Consider the following 16,154-nt stretch of genomic DNA (forward strand, 5'->3'; position numbering starts at 1 on the left):
GGGGAACCTTCTGGTCCCCTGCCGCGTTCCCGCTACGTGCACAGTGACATCACGGTGACAGGGTGTGGCGACGGTCGGGGTGCGGCTACCATGACCGGCACAAGGAAGGGCGGCGCAAAGGAGTCGTCCCCAGGGGCGGCGCCCGGTGCACTGCCGGGGCGAGGAGGGCGGGCCATGGTGCAGAAGGCCAAGATCCTCCTGGTCGATGACCGGCCGGAGAATCTGCTGGCGCTGGAGGCGATCCTCTCTGCGCTCGATCAGACGCTGGTGCGGGCATCGTCCGGGGAAGAGGCGCTCAAAGCACTGCTGACGGACGACTTCGCGGTCATTCTGCTGGACGTCCAGATGCCGGGAATGGACGGCTTCGAGACGGCCGCGCACATCAAGCGGCGAGAGCGGACCAGGGACATCCCGATCATCTTCCTCACCGCGATCAACCACGGGCCGCACCACACCTTCCGCGGTTACGCGGCGGGCGCGGTGGACTACATCTCCAAGCCGTTCGACCCGTGGGTGCTGCGTGCGAAGGTCTCGGTGTTCGTCGAGCTGTACATGAAGAACTGCCAGTTGCGCGAGCAGGCGGCGCTGCTGCGGCTCCAGTTGGAGGGCGGTGGCGGCAAGAGCGCGTCGGGCGGCGCGAAGGAGGCGGCGGGGCTGCTCGCCGAGCTCTCCGCGCGGCTCGCGGCCGTCGAGGAGCAGGCGGAGGCCCTGTCCAAGCAGCTCGACGACGAGTCGGCGGACGCGGCCGCGGTGGCCACGGCGGCGCACCTGGAGCGCAAACTCACCGGTCTGCGCCGGGCGCTGGACGCCCTGGAGCCGGGCACCGGCAGCGGCGCGACCTCACTGCCGTCGCCGAACTGATCGGATCCACGGAACGGAACTGACGTGTGCGACGCATGGTGTTGTGCATGAGGACGCGTCAGTTCCCGTTCCCGGCAAAGCGGACGCGTCAGTTCCGCGCCTTGGCGCGGGCGACACGATCGGGTGAAGCAGTGGGCACACGTGTCCCTTGTGGTCTCCACCGGTAACCTCACACCCATGGCCTCACGTCCCTCCGCAGCCAAGAAGCCGCCCGCCAAGAAGGCGGCCGCTCCGGCGAAGAAGGCCGCCGCCAAAAAGGCCCCGGCGAAGAAGGCGCCCGCCAAGAGAGCCGCGGCCAAGAAGCCCGCGCCCGCACCGGCTCCCAATCCCACCGGGGGCATCTACCGACTCGTCCGCGCCGTCTGGCTCGGGCTGGCGCACGGCGTCGGCGCCGTGTTCCGCGGCATAGGGAACGGCGCGAAGAACCTCGACCCGGCCCACCGCAAGGACGGCGTCGCGCTGCTGCTGTTCGGCGTCGCGCTGATCGTCGCCGCGGGCACCTGGGCCGATCTGCGCGGTCCCGTCGGCGACCTCGTCGAGATCCTGGTGACCGGCGCCTTCGGCCGGCTCGACCTGCTCGTGCCGATCCTCCTCGCGGTGATCGCCGTGCGCCTCATCCGGCACCCCGAGAAGCCCGAGGCCAACGGCCGCATCGTGATCGGCCTGTCCGCGCTCGTCATCGGCGTGCTCGGCCAGGTCCACATCGCCTGCGGCGCCCCCGCCCGCAGCGACGGCATGCAGGCCATAAGGGACGCCGGCGGTCTCATCGGCTGGGGCGCGGCGACCCCGCTGACGTACACCATGGGCGAGGTCCTCGCCGTACCGCTGCTGGCGCTGCTCACGGTCTTCGGGCTGCTGGTCGTCACGGCGACCCCGGTCAACGCCGTTCCGCAGCGGCTGCGGCAGCTCGGGGTGCGGCTCGGCGTCCTGCACGACCCGGCGGCGGACGAGTACGACGAGGTCGGCGACGACGACGCGCGCTACGACGAGCAGTGGCGCGAGGCGCTGCCCGGGCGCCCCCGACGGCGCTCGGGCGCCCCCCAGTCGTACGACCCCGACGACGCCGAGCAGGAGGCGCTCTCCCGGCGGCGCGGCCGCCCCCGGCGCTCCGCGGTGCCGCAGCCGGCCATGGACCGGCAACTGGACGCCGTGGACATCGCCGCTGCCGCCGCGGCCGACCTCGACGGCGCCGTCCTGCACGGCATGCCGCCCTCGCCGCTCGTCGCCGACCTCACCCACGGTGTGAGCGTCGGCGACCGGGAGCCGACGACGCCGACGCCCGTCCCGGCGCCGGCCTCCCGCCCCCGGCAGGAGCGGCTCAAGGTCGGCGGGGCGGTCCCCGACCTGACCAAGTCGGCCCCCGAGGAGATGCGCGAGCTGCCGCCGCGCGCCGAACAGCTCCAGCTCTCCGGCGACATCACCTACTCCCTGCCCTCCCTCGACCTCCTGGAGCGCGGCGGCCCCGGCAAGGTGCGCAGCGCGGCCAACGACGTCGTCGTCGCCTCGCTGACGAACGTCTTCACCGAGTTCAAGGTCGACGCCGCCGTCACCGGCTTCACCCGCGGGCCGACGGTCACGCGCTACGAGGTCGAGCTCGGCCCCGCCGTGAAGGTCGAGCGGATCACCGCGCTGGCCAAGAACATCGCGTACGCCGTCGCCAGCCCCGACGTACGGATCATCAGCCCGATCCCGGGCAAGTCCGCGGTCGGCATCGAGATCCCGAACACCGACCGGGAGATGGTCAACCTCGGGGACGTGCTGCGGCTCGCGGACGCGGCCGAGGACGACCACCCGATGCTGGTGGCGCTCGGCAAGGACGTCGAGGGCGGCTATGTGATGGCCAACCTTGCGAAGATGCCGCACGTCCTGGTGGCCGGAGCCACCGGTTCCGGCAAGTCGTCGTGCATCAACTGCCTGATCACGTCGATCATGGTCCGCGCGACCCCCGAGGACGTGCGGATGGTCCTGGTCGACCCCAAGCGCGTCGAGCTCACCGCCTACGAGGGCATCCCGCACCTGATCACGCCGATCATCACCAACCCCAAACGGGCCGCCGAGGCCCTGCAGTGGGTCGTACGGGAGATGGACCTGCGCTACGACGACCTCGCGGCGTACGGCTTCCGGCACATCGACGACTTCAACGAGGCCATAAGGAACGGCAAGGTCAAGCCGCCCCTGGGGAGCGAGCGGGAGCTTCAGCCGTACCCGTACCTGCTGGTGATCGTGGACGAGCTCGCCGACCTGATGATGGTCGCCCCGCGCGACGTCGAGGACTCGATCGTGCGGATCACGCAGCTCGCGCGCGCGGCCGGTATCCACCTGGTGCTCGCCACGCAGCGCCCTTCGGTCGACGTCGTGACCGGCCTCATCAAGGCGAACGTGCCCTCCCGGCTCGCCTTCGCCACCTCCTCGCTCGCCGACTCGCGCGTCATCCTCGACCAGCCGGGCGCCGAGAAGCTGATCGGCAAGGGCGACGGGCTGTTCCTGCCGATGGGTCAGAACAAGCCCACGCGTATGCAGGGCGCCTTCGTGACCGAGGAAGAGGTCGCGGCGGTCGTCCAGCACTGCAAGGACCAGATGGCGCCGGTCTTCCGGGACGACGTCACCGTCGGCACCAAGCAGAAGAAGGAGATCGACGAGGACATCGGCGACGACCTCGACCTGCTGTGCCAGGCGGCCGAGCTGGTGGTCTCCACCCAGTTCGGGTCGACGTCCATGCTCCAGCGCAAGCTGCGCGTCGGCTTCGCCAAGGCCGGCCGGCTGATGGACCTCATGGAGTCGCGGAACATCGTCGGGCCCAGTGAGGGATCCAAGGCGCGGGACGTCCTCGTGAAGCCGGACGAGTTGGATGGCGTGCTCTCGGTGATCCGGGGGGAGTCTGCGGGGTAGACGTCGGGGTAGACGTCAGTGCGGGGAACGGAGGTCGGCCGTGACTCACCCGTTAGAGAGCGGTGGGCAACCGTTTCCCTTTGACGTACGTCAAGTTGAGCGAGAGGACAGGTGCGGCTCCTCGCCGGGGCCGTAACCGGCCCGTCATCGGCATGTCCGGCCATACCGATGGCGTACAAAGTCCCACCGCCCGGTTGCCCCTCTCTTTGGCACCCCCCCTAGACTGAACCTCCAGCACAGGTGGCTACACGCTCGAAAGGCGCCCCCGTGTCCATCGGCAACTCCCCTGAAGACGAGCGTCCGTTCGAAGACCCGTCCGAGGAAGCCCCCTTCTCCATCGGCCGTGCCCTGCAGCAGGCGCGCATCGCGGCCGGGCTCACCGTCGACGACGTCAGTACCGCCACCCGGGTCCGTATCGCCATCGTCCACGCCATCGAGGCGGACGACTTCGCTCCCTGCGGCGGAGACGTCTACGCGCGCGGGCACATCAGGACCCTGGCCAGGGCCGTCCACCTCGACCCCGCCGCGCTGATGGAGCGGTTCGACGCCACCCACGGCGGCCGTCCCGCACCGACGCCGGCCGCGCCCCTGTTCGAGGCGGAACGCATCCGCCCCGAGCGGCGCGGGCCGAACTGGACGGCGGCCATGGTCGCCGCGATCGTCGCCGTCGTCGGCTTCGTCGGCTTCACCGCGGTCAAGGGCGGCGACGACGGCGGGTCGAAGGACCAGGTCGCCGAGGCCACCCCCGCGACCGACAAGACCGTCTCGCCCACGCCGAAGACCGACAAGCCCGCCGACAAGACGCCGCAGCCCTCCGACAGCGCCATCGCCGCCGCCCCCCAGGACAAGGTGACCGTCCAGGTCAGCGCGACCGACGGGCGCAGCTGGATCTACGCCAAGGACCACAACGGCCGCCTGCTCTTCGACGGCCTGCTCAAGCAGGGCGACTCCAAGACCTTCCAGGACAGCGAGAAGATCAGCCTCGTCCTCGGCGACGCCGGCGCGATCGATCTGTACGTCAACGGCAAGAAGCTCAACGACGACTTCCAGCCCGGCGCGGTGGAGCGTCTGACGTACACGAAGGGCGACCCGCAGGTCGGCTGAGCCGGGCGGGGCTTCGTGCGGCCACGGGGTTGACGACCTTCGTCAACCCCGTCGACGTTCGGTGTCGGTGGGACAAAGTAGTCTTGAGCCCATGCCTGAACGCCGTACCGTCGCACTCGTCACCCTTGGCTGCGCCCGTAACGAGGTGGACTCGGAGGAGCTCGCAGGCCGTTTGGAGGCGGACGGCTGGCAGCTCGTGGAGGACGCCGAGGACGCCGACGTGGCCGTCGTCAACACCTGCGGTTTCGTCGACGCCGCCAAGAAGGACTCCGTCGACGCCCTGCTCGAGGCCAACGACCTCAAGGGGCACGGCAGAACCCAGGCCGTCGTGGCAGTGGGCTGCATGGCCGAGCGGTACGGCAAGGAGCTCGCCGAAGCCCTGCCCGAGGCCGACGGCGTGCTCGGCTTCGACGACTACTCCGACATCTCCGAGCGCCTCCAGACCATTCTGAACGGCGGCATCCACGCCTCCCACACCCCGCGCGACCGGCGCAAGCTGCTGCCCATCAGCCCGGCCGAGCGGCAGGAGTCGGCCGCTTCGGTCGCGCTTCCGGGGCACGGCCCGACCGACCTCCCGGACGGCCTCGCGCCCGCTTCCGGCCCCCGCGCGCCCCTGCGCCGACGGCTGGACGGCGCCCCCGTCGCCTCGGTCAAGCTCGCCTCCGGCTGCGACCGGCGCTGCACCTTCTGCGCCATCCCGTCCTTCCGCGGCTCCTTCATCTCCCGCCGCCCGAGCGACGTGCTGAACGAGACGCGGTGGCTGGCCGAACAGGGCGTCAAGGAGATCATGCTGGTCTCCGAGAACAACACCTCCTACGGCAAGGACCTCGGCGACATCCGGCTGCTGGAGTCCCTGCTCCCGGAGCTGGCGGACGTCGACGGGCTCGAACGGGTGCGCGTCAGCTACCTCCAGCCGGCCGAGATGCGGCCCGGTCTGATCGACGTGCTGACCTCCACGCCCAAGATCGCGCCCTACTTCGACCTGTCCTTCCAGCACTCCGCGCCCGGTGTGCTGCGCGCGATGCGCCGCTTCGGCGACACGGACCGCTTCCTGGAACTGCTCGACACCATCCGCGCCAAGGCGCCCCAGGCGGGCGTGCGCTCCAACTTCATCGTGGGCTTCCCCGGAGAGTCCGAGGCCGACCTCGCGGAGCTTGAGCGCTTCCTGAACGGCGCGCGGCTGGACGCCATCGGCGTCTTCGGCTACTCCGACGAGGAGGGCACCGAGGCCGCGACGTACGACGACAAGCTCGACGTCGACGTCGTCGCGGAGCGGCTCGCCCGGGTCTCCCGGCTCGCCGAGGAACTCGTCTCGCAGCGGGCCGAGGAACGGGTCGGCGAGACCGTGCACGTGCTCGTCGAGTCGCTGGACGAGGAGGGTGTGCACGGCCGTGGCGCGCACCAGGCGCCGGAGACGGACGGGCAGGTGCTGCTCACGTCGGGCGAAAGCCTGAGCGTCGGTCGTATGGTCGAGGCGAAGGTGGTCGGTACGGAAGGTGTCGACCTGGTGGCCGAGCCCCTGCCGGGTTCGTTCGGGTGTAGTGAGGAGGCGGGCAGATGACGGGTGCTCCGGCATCGGCCGCGGGCGGCTCCTCGCCGCAGGCGAAGGGCGCAGCGGGTGCGAGCCCGGTCGTCGGCCCGGCCACCGACGTCTCCGACGCCCCTGATGTCTCCGGTGCCGCCGTCGACGGCCAGGACGCCGGCAGGCCCCCGCGCGGCGCGAAGCTGGCGGCCGCCGCCGTCAACCAGGCGAGCGTCTGGAACATCGCCAATCTGCTGACGATGCTCCGGCTGATCCTGGTGCCCGGCTTCGTCGCGCTGATGCTGGCCGACGGCGGCTACGACCCGGCGTGGCGTGCGCTCGCCTGGGCGGCCTTCGCGATCGCCATGATCACCGACCTGTTCGACGGTCATCTGGCCCGGACGTACGACCTCGTCACCGACTTCGGGAAGATCGCCGACCCCATCGCCGACAAGGCGATCATGGGAGCGGCGCTGATCTGTCTCTCCTCGCTCGGCGACCTGCCGTGGTGGGTGACGATCGTCATCCTCGGCCGGGAACTCGGGATCACGCTGCTGCGTTTCCTGGTCATCCGGTACGGCGTCATCCCGGCGAGCCGGGGCGGCAAGCTGAAGACGCTCACCCAGGGCGTGGCCGTCGGCATGTACGTCCTGGCGCTGACGGGGTGGCTGGCGACCCTGAGGTTCTGGGTGATGGCCGCGGCGGTCGTCCTGACCGTGGTGACCGGGCTCGACTATGTGAGACAGGCCATTGTGCTGCGCAGGCAGGGGATCGCCGAGCGCGAGGCCGCGTCGCGGGAGACGGAAGCGTGAGTTCCGCGGCCGCCGACGTGGTGCGACTACTCACGGTCAACGGGGAGACGCTCGCCGTGGCCGAGTCGCTGACCGGTGGTCTGGTTGCGGCGGAGATCACATCGGTGCCCGGGGCGTCCAAGGTCTTCCGCGGTTCGGTCACCGCCTACGCGACCGGGATCAAGCACGAACTGCTCGGGGTCGACGCGGGCCTGCTGGCCGCCCGGGGAGCGGTGGACGCGCAGGTGGCGGCCCAGATGGCGGCCGGAGTGCGCAAGACGCTGGGCGCCGACTGGGGCGTCGCGACGACCGGGGTGGCCGGCCCCGACGCCCAGGACGGACAGCCCGTCGGGACGGTCTTCGTGGCCGTGGACGGGCCGATCGGCGCGGCTTCCGGTTCCGCCGCTGGCGGAAAAGTGGAGGCCCTGCGGTTGAACGGCGACCGGGCGGAAATTCGTAGAGAGAGTGTACGGAGCGTACTCGCACTGCTCCTGACAGAGCTTGCGGGCGAACAGACCGGGAACGAGCGGGCACAGGATACGGAACAGAACGGGGGGTTTTGATGTTTGCAGCCCTGAGTGAACACGACATCGCTCCCCGCACGGCCGCAGCGCGAGGCGGTACGGTGGGGCGTGAAGGATGCGGCTACGCGGTCCGAGGAGGGAGCCACCGATGATTCTGCTTCGTCGCCTGCTGGGTGACGTGCTGCGTCGGCAGCGCCAGCGCCAGGGCCGTACTCTGCGCGAAGTCTCCTCGTCCGCCCGAGTCTCACTCGGCTATCTCTCCGAGGTGGAGCGGGGGCAGAAGGAGGCATCCTCCGAGCTGCTCTCCGCCATCTGCGACGCGCTGGACGTACGGATGTCCGAGCTCATGCGGGAAGTGAGCGACGAGCTCGCCCTCGCCGAGCTGGCCCAGTCGGCAGCGGCAACCCGCAGCGAGCCTGTGCCCACGTCGGTTCGTCCGATGCTGGGTTCCGTGTCGGTGACCGGTGTGCCACCGGAGCGGGTGACCATCAAGGCACCCGCCGAGGCGGTGGACGTGGTCGCCGCTTGAGGTTCATGTGCGTGCAGGTTCATGCGCGTGGGCGCGTGTAGGCACGTAGGCAGGAATGTGAGGCCCCGGCCGGGGCCCCTCCGGGAGATCCGGAGGGGTGCGGTCGGGGTCTTTCGTGTTCCGTTCCGCGTTGTGTTCCGAGTTCCGTTCCAAGTTCCGTTCCGTGTTCGTCGGCGTTCGGATTCGCGTCCGTTTGCCGGTGCCGGGCGCTGAGGTCATCGTGGAGGGGCACGGCGGGAGCCAACCATCGGAGGTTCGGATGTACGTGGTGAAGAGTCCCCTGTCCGACGCCGACCTGAAGACGGTCTCCGAGGCCTTGCAGGGCGCGCTCGTCGATCTGGTCGACCTGTCGCTCGTCGCCAAACAGGTCCACTGGAACGTCGTCGGGCCTCGCTTCCGGTCCGTGCACCTCCAGCTCGACGAGGTCGTGGACGTCGCCCGCGCCCACTCCGACACGGTCGCGGAGCGGGCCTCGGCGCTGGGCGTCTCGCCGGACGGGCGTGCGGCGACGGTGGCCGCGAGCAGCGGGATCGGTGCGGTGCCGGAGGGCTGGGTCAAGGACTCCGACGCGGTCGGGACGCTGGTCTCCGCGCTGGGTGCGGTGATCACCCGGATGCGGGAGCGGGTGGCGGCCACGGGGGATGCGGATCCTGTGAGCCAGGACCTCTTCATCGGGATCACCGGCGACCTGGAGAAGCACCATTGGATGTTCCAGGCGGAGAGTGTGTGAGGCGGCGGGCTGAGTCGTGTGATGCGGCGGTGTCGCGCTCGTGCGCCCTGCCGGGGCGAATAGTGGGGCGGGGGGTTGTGCTGGGGCTCGGCCTGGGGCTGGGCGCGGTGTGGTGGTGGGCCGTGGTGAGACTCGCCGTGGCGCCTGACGCGGGGGTGCTGGAGGGAGCGGTCGCTGCCGGGGGGTGGGGGCTGAGTCTGTTGCCGGTGCACTGCGTGGCCAAGGCGCGGGCGGTGGGAGCTGTTGCGGAGGGGCGGTGGAGGGCTGCTTGGCGGGGGGTGAGGGAGGACGGGGGGTCTGGGGGTGCGGGTGGGAGTGGGGGTGCGTGTGCGGAGGGCGGGGAGTGAGGAGTGTGGTGCAGGAGGTGTGCTGCGGGTGGGATCAGGGTTGGGAATGGGACGGGATGGGCGGAGGGGCACGGCTGCTGGAGGGGCTGTTGGTTACCACGGCATTGCTACGCCGCCGTTTGGGCGGAGGATCTGGCCCGTTGTGAATGCCGAGGCGTCCGAGGCCAGGTGGAGGACGGCGTGGGCGATGTCCTCCGGTTCGCCGACCCGGCCCAGCGGTGACATGCGGGATATGAGCGCCTCGGTGTGCGCCTGGGCGCCGGCGTCGTGGCGGTCGGTCATCGGGGTGCGGATCCAGCCCGGGGCGACGGCGTTGACGCGGATGCCGTACCGGCCGACCTCGGTCGCGAGCGTCTTCGTCAACTGGACCACGGCCGCCTTGGCCGCGCCGTAGCAGAGCAGTCCGGGGCCGCCGGTGTCGACGGCGCCCGAGGCCATGGTGATGATGCTGCCGCCGTTGTCGCGCGCCAGCATCAGGCGGACCGCCTCCTGGCAGGCGTACAGCACGCCCTTGAAGTTGACGGCCAGGACCCGGTCCAGGTCCTCGTCGCGGGTCTCCAGGACCGGGCTGCTGTGCATGATCCCCGCGACCGCCGCCATGACGTCCAGCCGCTGGCAGGACGCGACGGCCTGCCGGACCTGGACACGGTCGGTGACGTCGAGGTGGTGGGTGCGGGCGGTACCGCCCTGGTCCTTGATCAGCGTCGCAGTCTCGTGCAGGCCCTGCGCGTCGCGGTCCGCGCCGTGCACGGTGGCGCCTGCCTGCGCGAGCAGTACGGCGCAGGCGCGGCCGATTCCGCTCGCGGCGCCGGTGACGAACGCGGTGCGTCCGGTGAGGTCGTACGCCTTCACAGCCATGAGAGGGACGGTACGAGGGTTTCTGACGGTCCGTCAATTGGCTGGAGCGTCGACGTCAACGGGTGGTGCGCGGGCGGACGCGGCGCGTCGGTGGGGAGCCCGGAGCCGGGGCGGGGCCTGTCTGGCAGGTGGGGCACCAGTAGGTCGGGCGCTCGCGGGAGCCGTCGCCCTGGTCGGCCGCGCGGACCGGTGTTCCGCAGCGCAGGCAGGGGCGGGGCGCGCGGCCGTACACGAACAGGTCCTGGCCGCGGCGGCCCGTCGTGCTGCGGACCGGGCGGTCGCGGTTGGACTCCAGCAGGCGCTTCGCGAGGGCGGGCAGTCGCCCGGCGCGGTCGGCGGGGAGGGCGCCGATGGGGAGCCACGGGGTGGCGCCGATGAGGAAGCAGAGTTCGCTCTTGTAGATGTTGCCGATGCCGGCGAGGTTGCGCTGGTCGAGGAGAGCCTCGCCGAGGGGACGGGCGGGATCCGTGAGGAGGTTGGCGAGGGCTCGCTCGGGGTTCCAGTCGGGGCCCAGCAGGTCGGGGCCGAGGTGGCCGACGGCGCGTTGTTCGGCGGTGGTGCGCAGCAGGTCGAGAACGGGGAGGCGGTAACCGACGGCGGTCCGGTCGTGGGTGCCGAGAATCACCCGGATCTGGTGCGCCGGGCCGCCGGTCCAGCGCTGGTCGTCGGCGTACACCTTCCACGAGCCGTCCATCCGCAGGTGCGAGTGGAGCGTCAGGCCGCCTTCGACGCGGGTGAGGAGGTGTTTGCCGCGCGAGGTGACGTCCAGGACGGTGCGGCCGGTGAGGTCGGCGGTCGCGTACTTCGGGACCCGGAGGTCCGAGCGGGTCAGCACCTTGCCGGCGAGGGCGTCGTCCAGTCGCCTCGCGGCCTGCCAGACCGTGTCACCTTCGGGCATGCGTCAAGGGTGGCACGGGGGCGGTGGGGTGGGTGGTTGTCGTCATGCTCGTAGGCGTAGACCTCGTGGGGTCGCGATGAAGCCTGCTCCTTCCAGGAGGGTGCCGATGGGGGAGGTGAGGGCCGAGGCGCCGTTGACGCGTTCCACCGTGACCGTGCCGAGGGAGCCCGCGCGTGCGGCCTCGGCGAGGGCCTCCGCGGCGGCGTGCAGGCGTGGGTCGTCGGTGGGTGTGTCCTCGCTGTCCGGGGTGGCGGGCCAGGCCAGCAGGGTCTTGCCGCCGCGCTCCATGTAGAGCGTCAGCTCGCCGTCGACGAGGACGACCAGGGAGCCGGCCTTGCGGCCCGGTTTGTGCCCGGCGCTGCTCGGTGGTTCCGGCCAGCCCAGGGCGGCGCCGTACGCGTTCGCCGGGTCGGCGGCGGCGAGGACGACGGCGCGGGAGGCGGGGGAGGCGTAGGAGGAGCTGCGGTTGCGGTTGCGGCTCTGGGCGTGGCTGCGGTTGGGGTTGGGGTGGGCGGGGAAGCCCGAGCCGTTCTGGGAGCCGCCGCCCGCGCGTGGGCCGCCGGCGCCCGGGGAGGCGAAGTCCTGCGGGGAGACGTACTCGCCCGGCGAGGTGGGGGCGCTCGGGGTGTCGAAGGGGGACGAGAAGGCGGTGTCGGGGTCGGGGAGGTCCCACGCGTCGCCGGACGGGGTGCCGTCGGGGAAGGGGAAGGTGACGTCGTCCAGGGTGTTTGTTGCGGTGCTCGGGCCGGGCAGGGGCTCGCCGCGGTCTCGGGCGTTGGCCACCGCGCGCAGGCGGTCCACCGCGCCGTCCATGGCGAACTGCGCGGCGCCGAGGCCCTCGACGACGTACCCGCGACGGGCCTGACCGCTCTCCTCGAAGACGGACAGGACGCGGTACGTCGCCGCGAAGCCGCCCTCGACGCCCTCGGCCGCGACCGCGCCCCGCGTCACCACACCGTGCCGGTCGAGGAGCGTGCGGGCGAGGGCGTGGGCGCGGACGGTGGGGTCGGGTTCGTGGGCGGGGAGCAGGGACCAGCGGCCGGCGACGGTCGGGGGGCCGCTGCGGGAGGCGGGGCGCGCCGCGGCCGTCAGCGAGCCGTAGCGGCCGCGCGGGACCGTGCGCCTGGCGCGGTGGGCCGTGGAGCCGGCCGTGCGGCCCGAGCCCAGCAGGGAGCGCATGGGGGCGAGCGTGTCGTTGGTGAGCCGGCCGGACCAGGCCAGGTCCCAGACGGCGTCGGCGAGTTGGGGATCGGTGGCGTCGGGGTGTGTGGTGGCGCGGACCTGGTCGGCGATCTGGCGGAAGAACAGGCCGTAGCCCCCGGAGAGGGCGTCCAGGACGGACTGATGGAGCGCCGTCGGCTCCAGGGGGTGGGGCGGGGGCAGCAGCAGGGGCGCCGCGTCCGCCACGTACAGGGAGATCCAGCCGTCCTTGCCGGGGAGGGCGCCCGCGCCGGCCCAGACGACCTCTCCGGCCGCGGTGAGTTCGTCGAGCATCGCCGGGGTGTAGTCCCGTACCCGGGACGGCAGGACGAGTCGCTCCAGGGCCGAGGCGGGCACCGACGCGCCCTGGAGCTGCTCGACGGCACGTACCAGTCCGTCGACGCCGCGCAGGGAGTGGCCCTTGCCGATGTGCTGCCACTGGGGCAGGAACTGGGCGAGCGCGGGCGGCGGGACCGGCTCCAGTTCGTGCCGCAGGGCGGCCAGGGAGCGGCGGCGCAGCCTGCGCAGGACCGTCGCGTCGCACCACTCCTGGCCGATGCCGGCCGGGTGGAACTCGCCCTGGACGACGCGCCCGCCCGCCGCGAGCCGCTGCAGGGCGCCCTCGGTCACCGCCACGCCGAGGCCGAAGCGGGCGGCCGCGGTGGTGGAGGTGAACGGGCCGTGGGTGCGGGCGTGGCGGGCGAGGAGGTCGCCGAGGGGGTCCTTGACCGGCTCCGTGAAGGCTTCCGGCACGCCTACCGGCAGTGCCGTGCCGAGCGCGTCGCGCAGCCGGCCCGCGTCCTCGATCGCGGCCCAGTGGTCGGCGCCCGCGATGCGGACCCGGATCGCGCGGCGGGCGGCGGCCAGCTCCGGTGCCCAGTGCGGTTCGGCGCCGCGCTCGGCCAGCTCGGCGTCGGTGAGCGGGCCGAGGAGGCGCAGAAGGTCCGCGATGCTTTCGGTGTCCTTCGCGCGGCGGTCCTCGGTGAGCCACTGGAGTTCGCGTTCCAGTGTGGTGAGGACCTCGGCGTCGAGCAGTTCGCGCAGCTCCGCCTGGCCGAGCAGCTCGGCCAGCAGACGTGAGTCCAGGGAGAGGGCGGCGGCGCGGCGCTCGGCGAGCGGGGAGTCCCCCTCGTAGAGGAACTGGGCGACGTAGCCGAAGAGGAGGGAGCGTGCGAAGGGGGACGGCTCCGGGGTGGAGACCTCGACCAGGCGCACCTTGCGGGACTCCAGGTCGCCCATCAGCTCCACGAGGCCGGGGACGTCGAAGACGTCCTGGAGGCACTCGCGGACCGCTTCCAGGACGATCGGGAACGAACCGAACTCGCTCGCCACCTGGAGCAGTTGGGCGGCGCGCTGGCGCTGCTGCCACAGCGGGGTCCGCTTGCCCGGGCTGCGGCGCGGCAGCAGCAGCGCGCGGGCGGCGCACTCGCGGAAGCGTGCCGCGAACAGGGCCGAGCCGCCGACCTGGTCGGTGACGATCCCGTCGACCTCGCCCTTGTCGAAGACGACGTCCGCCGCGCCGACGGGCGCCTGTTCGGCGTCGTACTCCGTGCCGAAGGCGGCGCCGGCCTTCATCGGCTCCCGGTCGAGGAGGTCCATGCCCATGAGGTCGGCGTCGGGCAGCCGCAGGACGATGCCGTCGTCGGCGTGCATCACCTGGGCGTCCATGCCGTAGCGCTCGGCGAGCCTGGCGCCCAGGGCGAGGGCCCAGGGGGCGTGGACCTGGGCGCCGAAGGGGGAGTGGACGACGACCCGCCAGTCGCCGAGTTCGTCGCGGAAGCGCTCGACGACGATCGTGCGGTCGTCCGGAATGTGGCCGCAGGCCTGGCGCTGTTCGTCCAGGTAGGAGAGCACGTTGTCGGCCGCCCACGCGTCCAGGCCCGCGGTGAGCAGGCGGAGCCGGGCGTCTTCCTTGGGGAGGGAGCCGACCTCGCGCAGGAACGCGCCCACCGCGCGGCCGAGTTCGAGCGGGCGGCCCAACTGGTCGCCCTTCCAGAAGGGCAGGCGGCCGGGGACGCCGGGGGCCGGGGAGACCAGGACGCGGTCGCGGGTGATGTCCTCGATGCGCCAGGAGCTGGTGCCCAGGGTGAAGACGTCGCCGACGCGGGACTCGTAGACCATCTCCTCGTCGAGTTCGCCGACCCGGCCGCCGCCCTTCTTGGGGTCGGCGCCCGCGAGGAAGACGCCGAAGAGGCCGCGGTCCGGGATCGTGCCGCCGGAGGTGACGGCGAGGCGCTGGGCGCCGGGGCGGCCGGTGACCGTGCCGGCGACGCGGTCCCACACCACGCGCGGGCGCAGCTCGGCGAACGCGTCGGACGGGTAGCGGCCCGCGAGCATGTCCAGGACGGCCGTGAACGCGGATTCGGGGAGGGCGGCGAAGGGGGCGGCCCGGCGGACCGTGGCCAGCAGGTCGTCCACCTGCCAGGTGTCGAGCGCCGTCATGGCGACGAGCTGCTGGGCCAGGACGTCCAGAGGGTTGGCGGGGACGTTGAGGGACTCGATCGAGCCGGTGCGCATCCGCTCGGTGACCACCGCTGCCTGGACGAGGTCGCCGCGGTACTTGGGGAAGACGACGCCCGTGGACACCGCGCCCACCTGGTGTCCCGCGCGGCCGACGCGCTGGAGGCCGGAGGCCACCGAGGGCGGCGACTCGACCTGGATCACCAGGTCGACGGCGCCCATGTCGATGCCCAGTTCGAGGCTCGAGGTGGCGACGACCGCGGGCAGGCGGCCGGCCTTGAGGTCCTCCTCGACCAGGGCGCGCTGCTCCTTGGAGACCGAGCCGTGGTGGGCGCGCGCGATGACGGGCGGGGCGCCCTGGGCCGCGCCCGAGCCGCCCATCAGTTCGGCGGGGGCGTGGTGCTCGCCCAGCGGCTCGCCGGTGGCCCGCTCGTAAGCGATCTCGTTCAGCCGGTTGCACAGGCGCTCGGCCAGGCGGCGGGAGTTGGCGAAGACGATCGTGGAGCGGTGGGCCTGGACGAGGTCGGCGATGCGCTCTTCCACGTGCGGCCAGATCGACGGGCGCTCCGCTCCCTCGGAGCCGTCGGCGACCGGGGAGCCGCCCAGCTCGCCCAGATCCTCCACGGGGACGACGACCGAGAGGTCGAACTCCTTGCCGGACTTCGGCTGGACGATCTCCACCTTGCGCTGTGGGGAGAGGTAGCGGGCGACCTCGTCGACCGGGCGGACCGTCGCCGAGAGGCCGATGCGGCGGGCCGGCCTCGGCAGCAGTTCGTCGAGCCGCTCCAGGGAGAGCGCGAGGTGTGCGCCGCGCTTGGTGCCGGCGACCGCGTGCACCTCGTCCAGGATGACCGTCTCGATGCCGGTCAGGGCGTCGCGGGTGGCCGACGTCAGCATCAGGAACAGGGACTCGGGGGTCGTGATCAGGATGTCCGGCGGGCGCGTGGACAGCGCGCGGCGCTCGGCGGGCGGGGTGTCGCCGGAGCGGATGCCGACCCTGACCTCCGGCTCGGGCAGGCCGAGGCGCACGGACTCCTGACGGATACCGGTCAGCGGGCTGCGCAGGTTGCGCTGCACGTCGACCGCGAGGGCCTTGAGGGGGGAGACGTACAGGACGCGGCAGCGCTTCTTCGGGTCGGCGGGCGGGGGTGTCGAGGCGAGCTGGTCCAGGGCGGCCAGGAAGGCGGCCAGGGTCTTGCCGGAGCCGGTCGGGGCGACCACCAGCACGTCCGCACCCTCGCCGATGGCCTGCCACGCGCCCGCCTGGGCCGCGGTGGGCGCGGAGAACGCCCCCGTGAACCAGCCGCGGGTCGCGGGGGAGAAGCCGTCGAGGGCTCGGTGTGCGGAACTGACCATGCGTCCATCCTGCACCCGACCACTGACAATGGCTCTGACCTGCGGGTGTGGGGTGCGGCAGCGGCTCCGGGCGTGGGTGCGTGGG

The 16,154-nt window shown here is 72.2% G+C and carries 11 protein-coding genes; 8 read left to right on the forward strand and 3 right to left on the reverse strand.

The window, feature by feature from the left end:
- The first annotated feature begins 174 nt into the window (after positions 1 to 174).
- The 8 genes from OG352_RS31565 to OG352_RS31600 all read left to right on the forward strand — a co-directional run bounded on the left by OG352_RS31565 (position 175) and on the right by OG352_RS31600 (position 8,950).
- The gene (locus OG352_RS31565) at positions 175 to 861 is read left to right on the forward strand and encodes a response regulator (protein WP_329221608.1); all 687 of its coding nucleotides are present in this window, start codon (positions 175 to 177) and stop codon (positions 859 to 861) included.
- 177 nt (positions 862 to 1,038) lie between these two features.
- On the forward strand, positions 1,039 to 3,750 hold the full coding sequence (locus OG352_RS31570) for a DNA translocase FtsK (RefSeq protein ID WP_329221610.1): 2,712 nt from the start codon (positions 1,039 to 1,041) through the stop codon (positions 3,748 to 3,750).
- A gap of 267 nt (positions 3,751 to 4,017) precedes the next feature.
- The gene (locus OG352_RS31575; protein WP_329221611.1) at positions 4,018 to 4,854 is read left to right on the forward strand and encodes a helix-turn-helix domain-containing protein; all 837 of its coding nucleotides are present in this window, start codon (positions 4,018 to 4,020) and stop codon (positions 4,852 to 4,854) included.
- A gap of 91 nt (positions 4,855 to 4,945) precedes the next feature.
- Positions 4,946 to 6,415, forward strand: a complete 1,470-nt coding sequence (gene rimO / locus OG352_RS31580; protein ID WP_329221612.1) for a 30S ribosomal protein S12 methylthiotransferase RimO — start codon at positions 4,946 to 4,948, stop codon at positions 6,413 to 6,415.
- Positions 6,412 to 7,188 carry a CDP-diacylglycerol--glycerol-3-phosphate 3-phosphatidyltransferase gene (pgsA, locus tag OG352_RS31585; RefSeq protein ID WP_329221613.1) on the forward strand — a complete coding sequence of 259 codons (777 nt, stop codon included), beginning with the start codon at positions 6,412 to 6,414 and terminating at the stop codon, positions 7,186 to 7,188. The genes rimO and pgsA overlap by 4 nt, the downstream gene beginning before the upstream one ends.
- Positions 7,185 to 7,730 carry a CinA family protein gene (locus OG352_RS31590; protein WP_329221614.1) on the forward strand — a complete coding sequence of 182 codons (546 nt, stop codon included), beginning with the start codon at positions 7,185 to 7,187 and terminating at the stop codon, positions 7,728 to 7,730. The genes pgsA and OG352_RS31590 overlap by 4 nt, the downstream gene beginning before the upstream one ends.
- Positions 7,731 to 7,839: 109 nt before the next feature.
- The gene (locus OG352_RS31595) at positions 7,840 to 8,220 is read left to right on the forward strand and encodes a helix-turn-helix domain-containing protein (RefSeq protein ID WP_329221615.1); all 381 of its coding nucleotides are present in this window, start codon (positions 7,840 to 7,842) and stop codon (positions 8,218 to 8,220) included.
- A gap of 259 nt (positions 8,221 to 8,479) precedes the next feature.
- Positions 8,480 to 8,950, forward strand: coding sequence for a Dps family protein (locus OG352_RS31600; protein WP_329221616.1), 471 nt, complete (start codon positions 8,480 to 8,482; stop codon positions 8,948 to 8,950).
- 440 nt (positions 8,951 to 9,390) lie between these two features.
- On the opposite strand, the gene OG352_RS31610 is transcribed toward OG352_RS31600, so the two are convergent.
- From OG352_RS31610 to OG352_RS31620, 3 genes are read right to left on the reverse strand one after another with little or no spacing between them, the layout of a single operon-like run.
- Positions 9,391 to 10,155, reverse strand: coding sequence for an SDR family NAD(P)-dependent oxidoreductase (locus OG352_RS31610; RefSeq protein ID WP_329221618.1), 765 nt, complete (start codon positions 10,153 to 10,155; stop codon positions 9,391 to 9,393).
- A gap of 55 nt (positions 10,156 to 10,210) precedes the next feature.
- Positions 10,211 to 11,053, reverse strand: coding sequence for an Fpg/Nei family DNA glycosylase (locus tag OG352_RS31615; protein WP_329221619.1), 843 nt, complete (start codon positions 11,051 to 11,053; stop codon positions 10,211 to 10,213).
- A 42-nt stretch (positions 11,054 to 11,095) separates the two neighbouring features.
- Positions 11,096 to 16,069: an Lhr family ATP-dependent helicase gene (locus OG352_RS31620; protein ID WP_329221620.1), complete on the reverse strand. Its 4,974-nt coding sequence runs from the start codon at positions 16,067 to 16,069 to the stop codon at positions 11,096 to 11,098.
- Positions 16,070 to 16,154 lie beyond the last annotated feature (85 nt).

It is taken from the genome of Streptomyces sp. NBC_01485 (assembly GCF_036227125.1).
GTDB lineage: Bacteria > Actinomycetota > Actinomycetes > Streptomycetales > Streptomycetaceae > Streptomyces.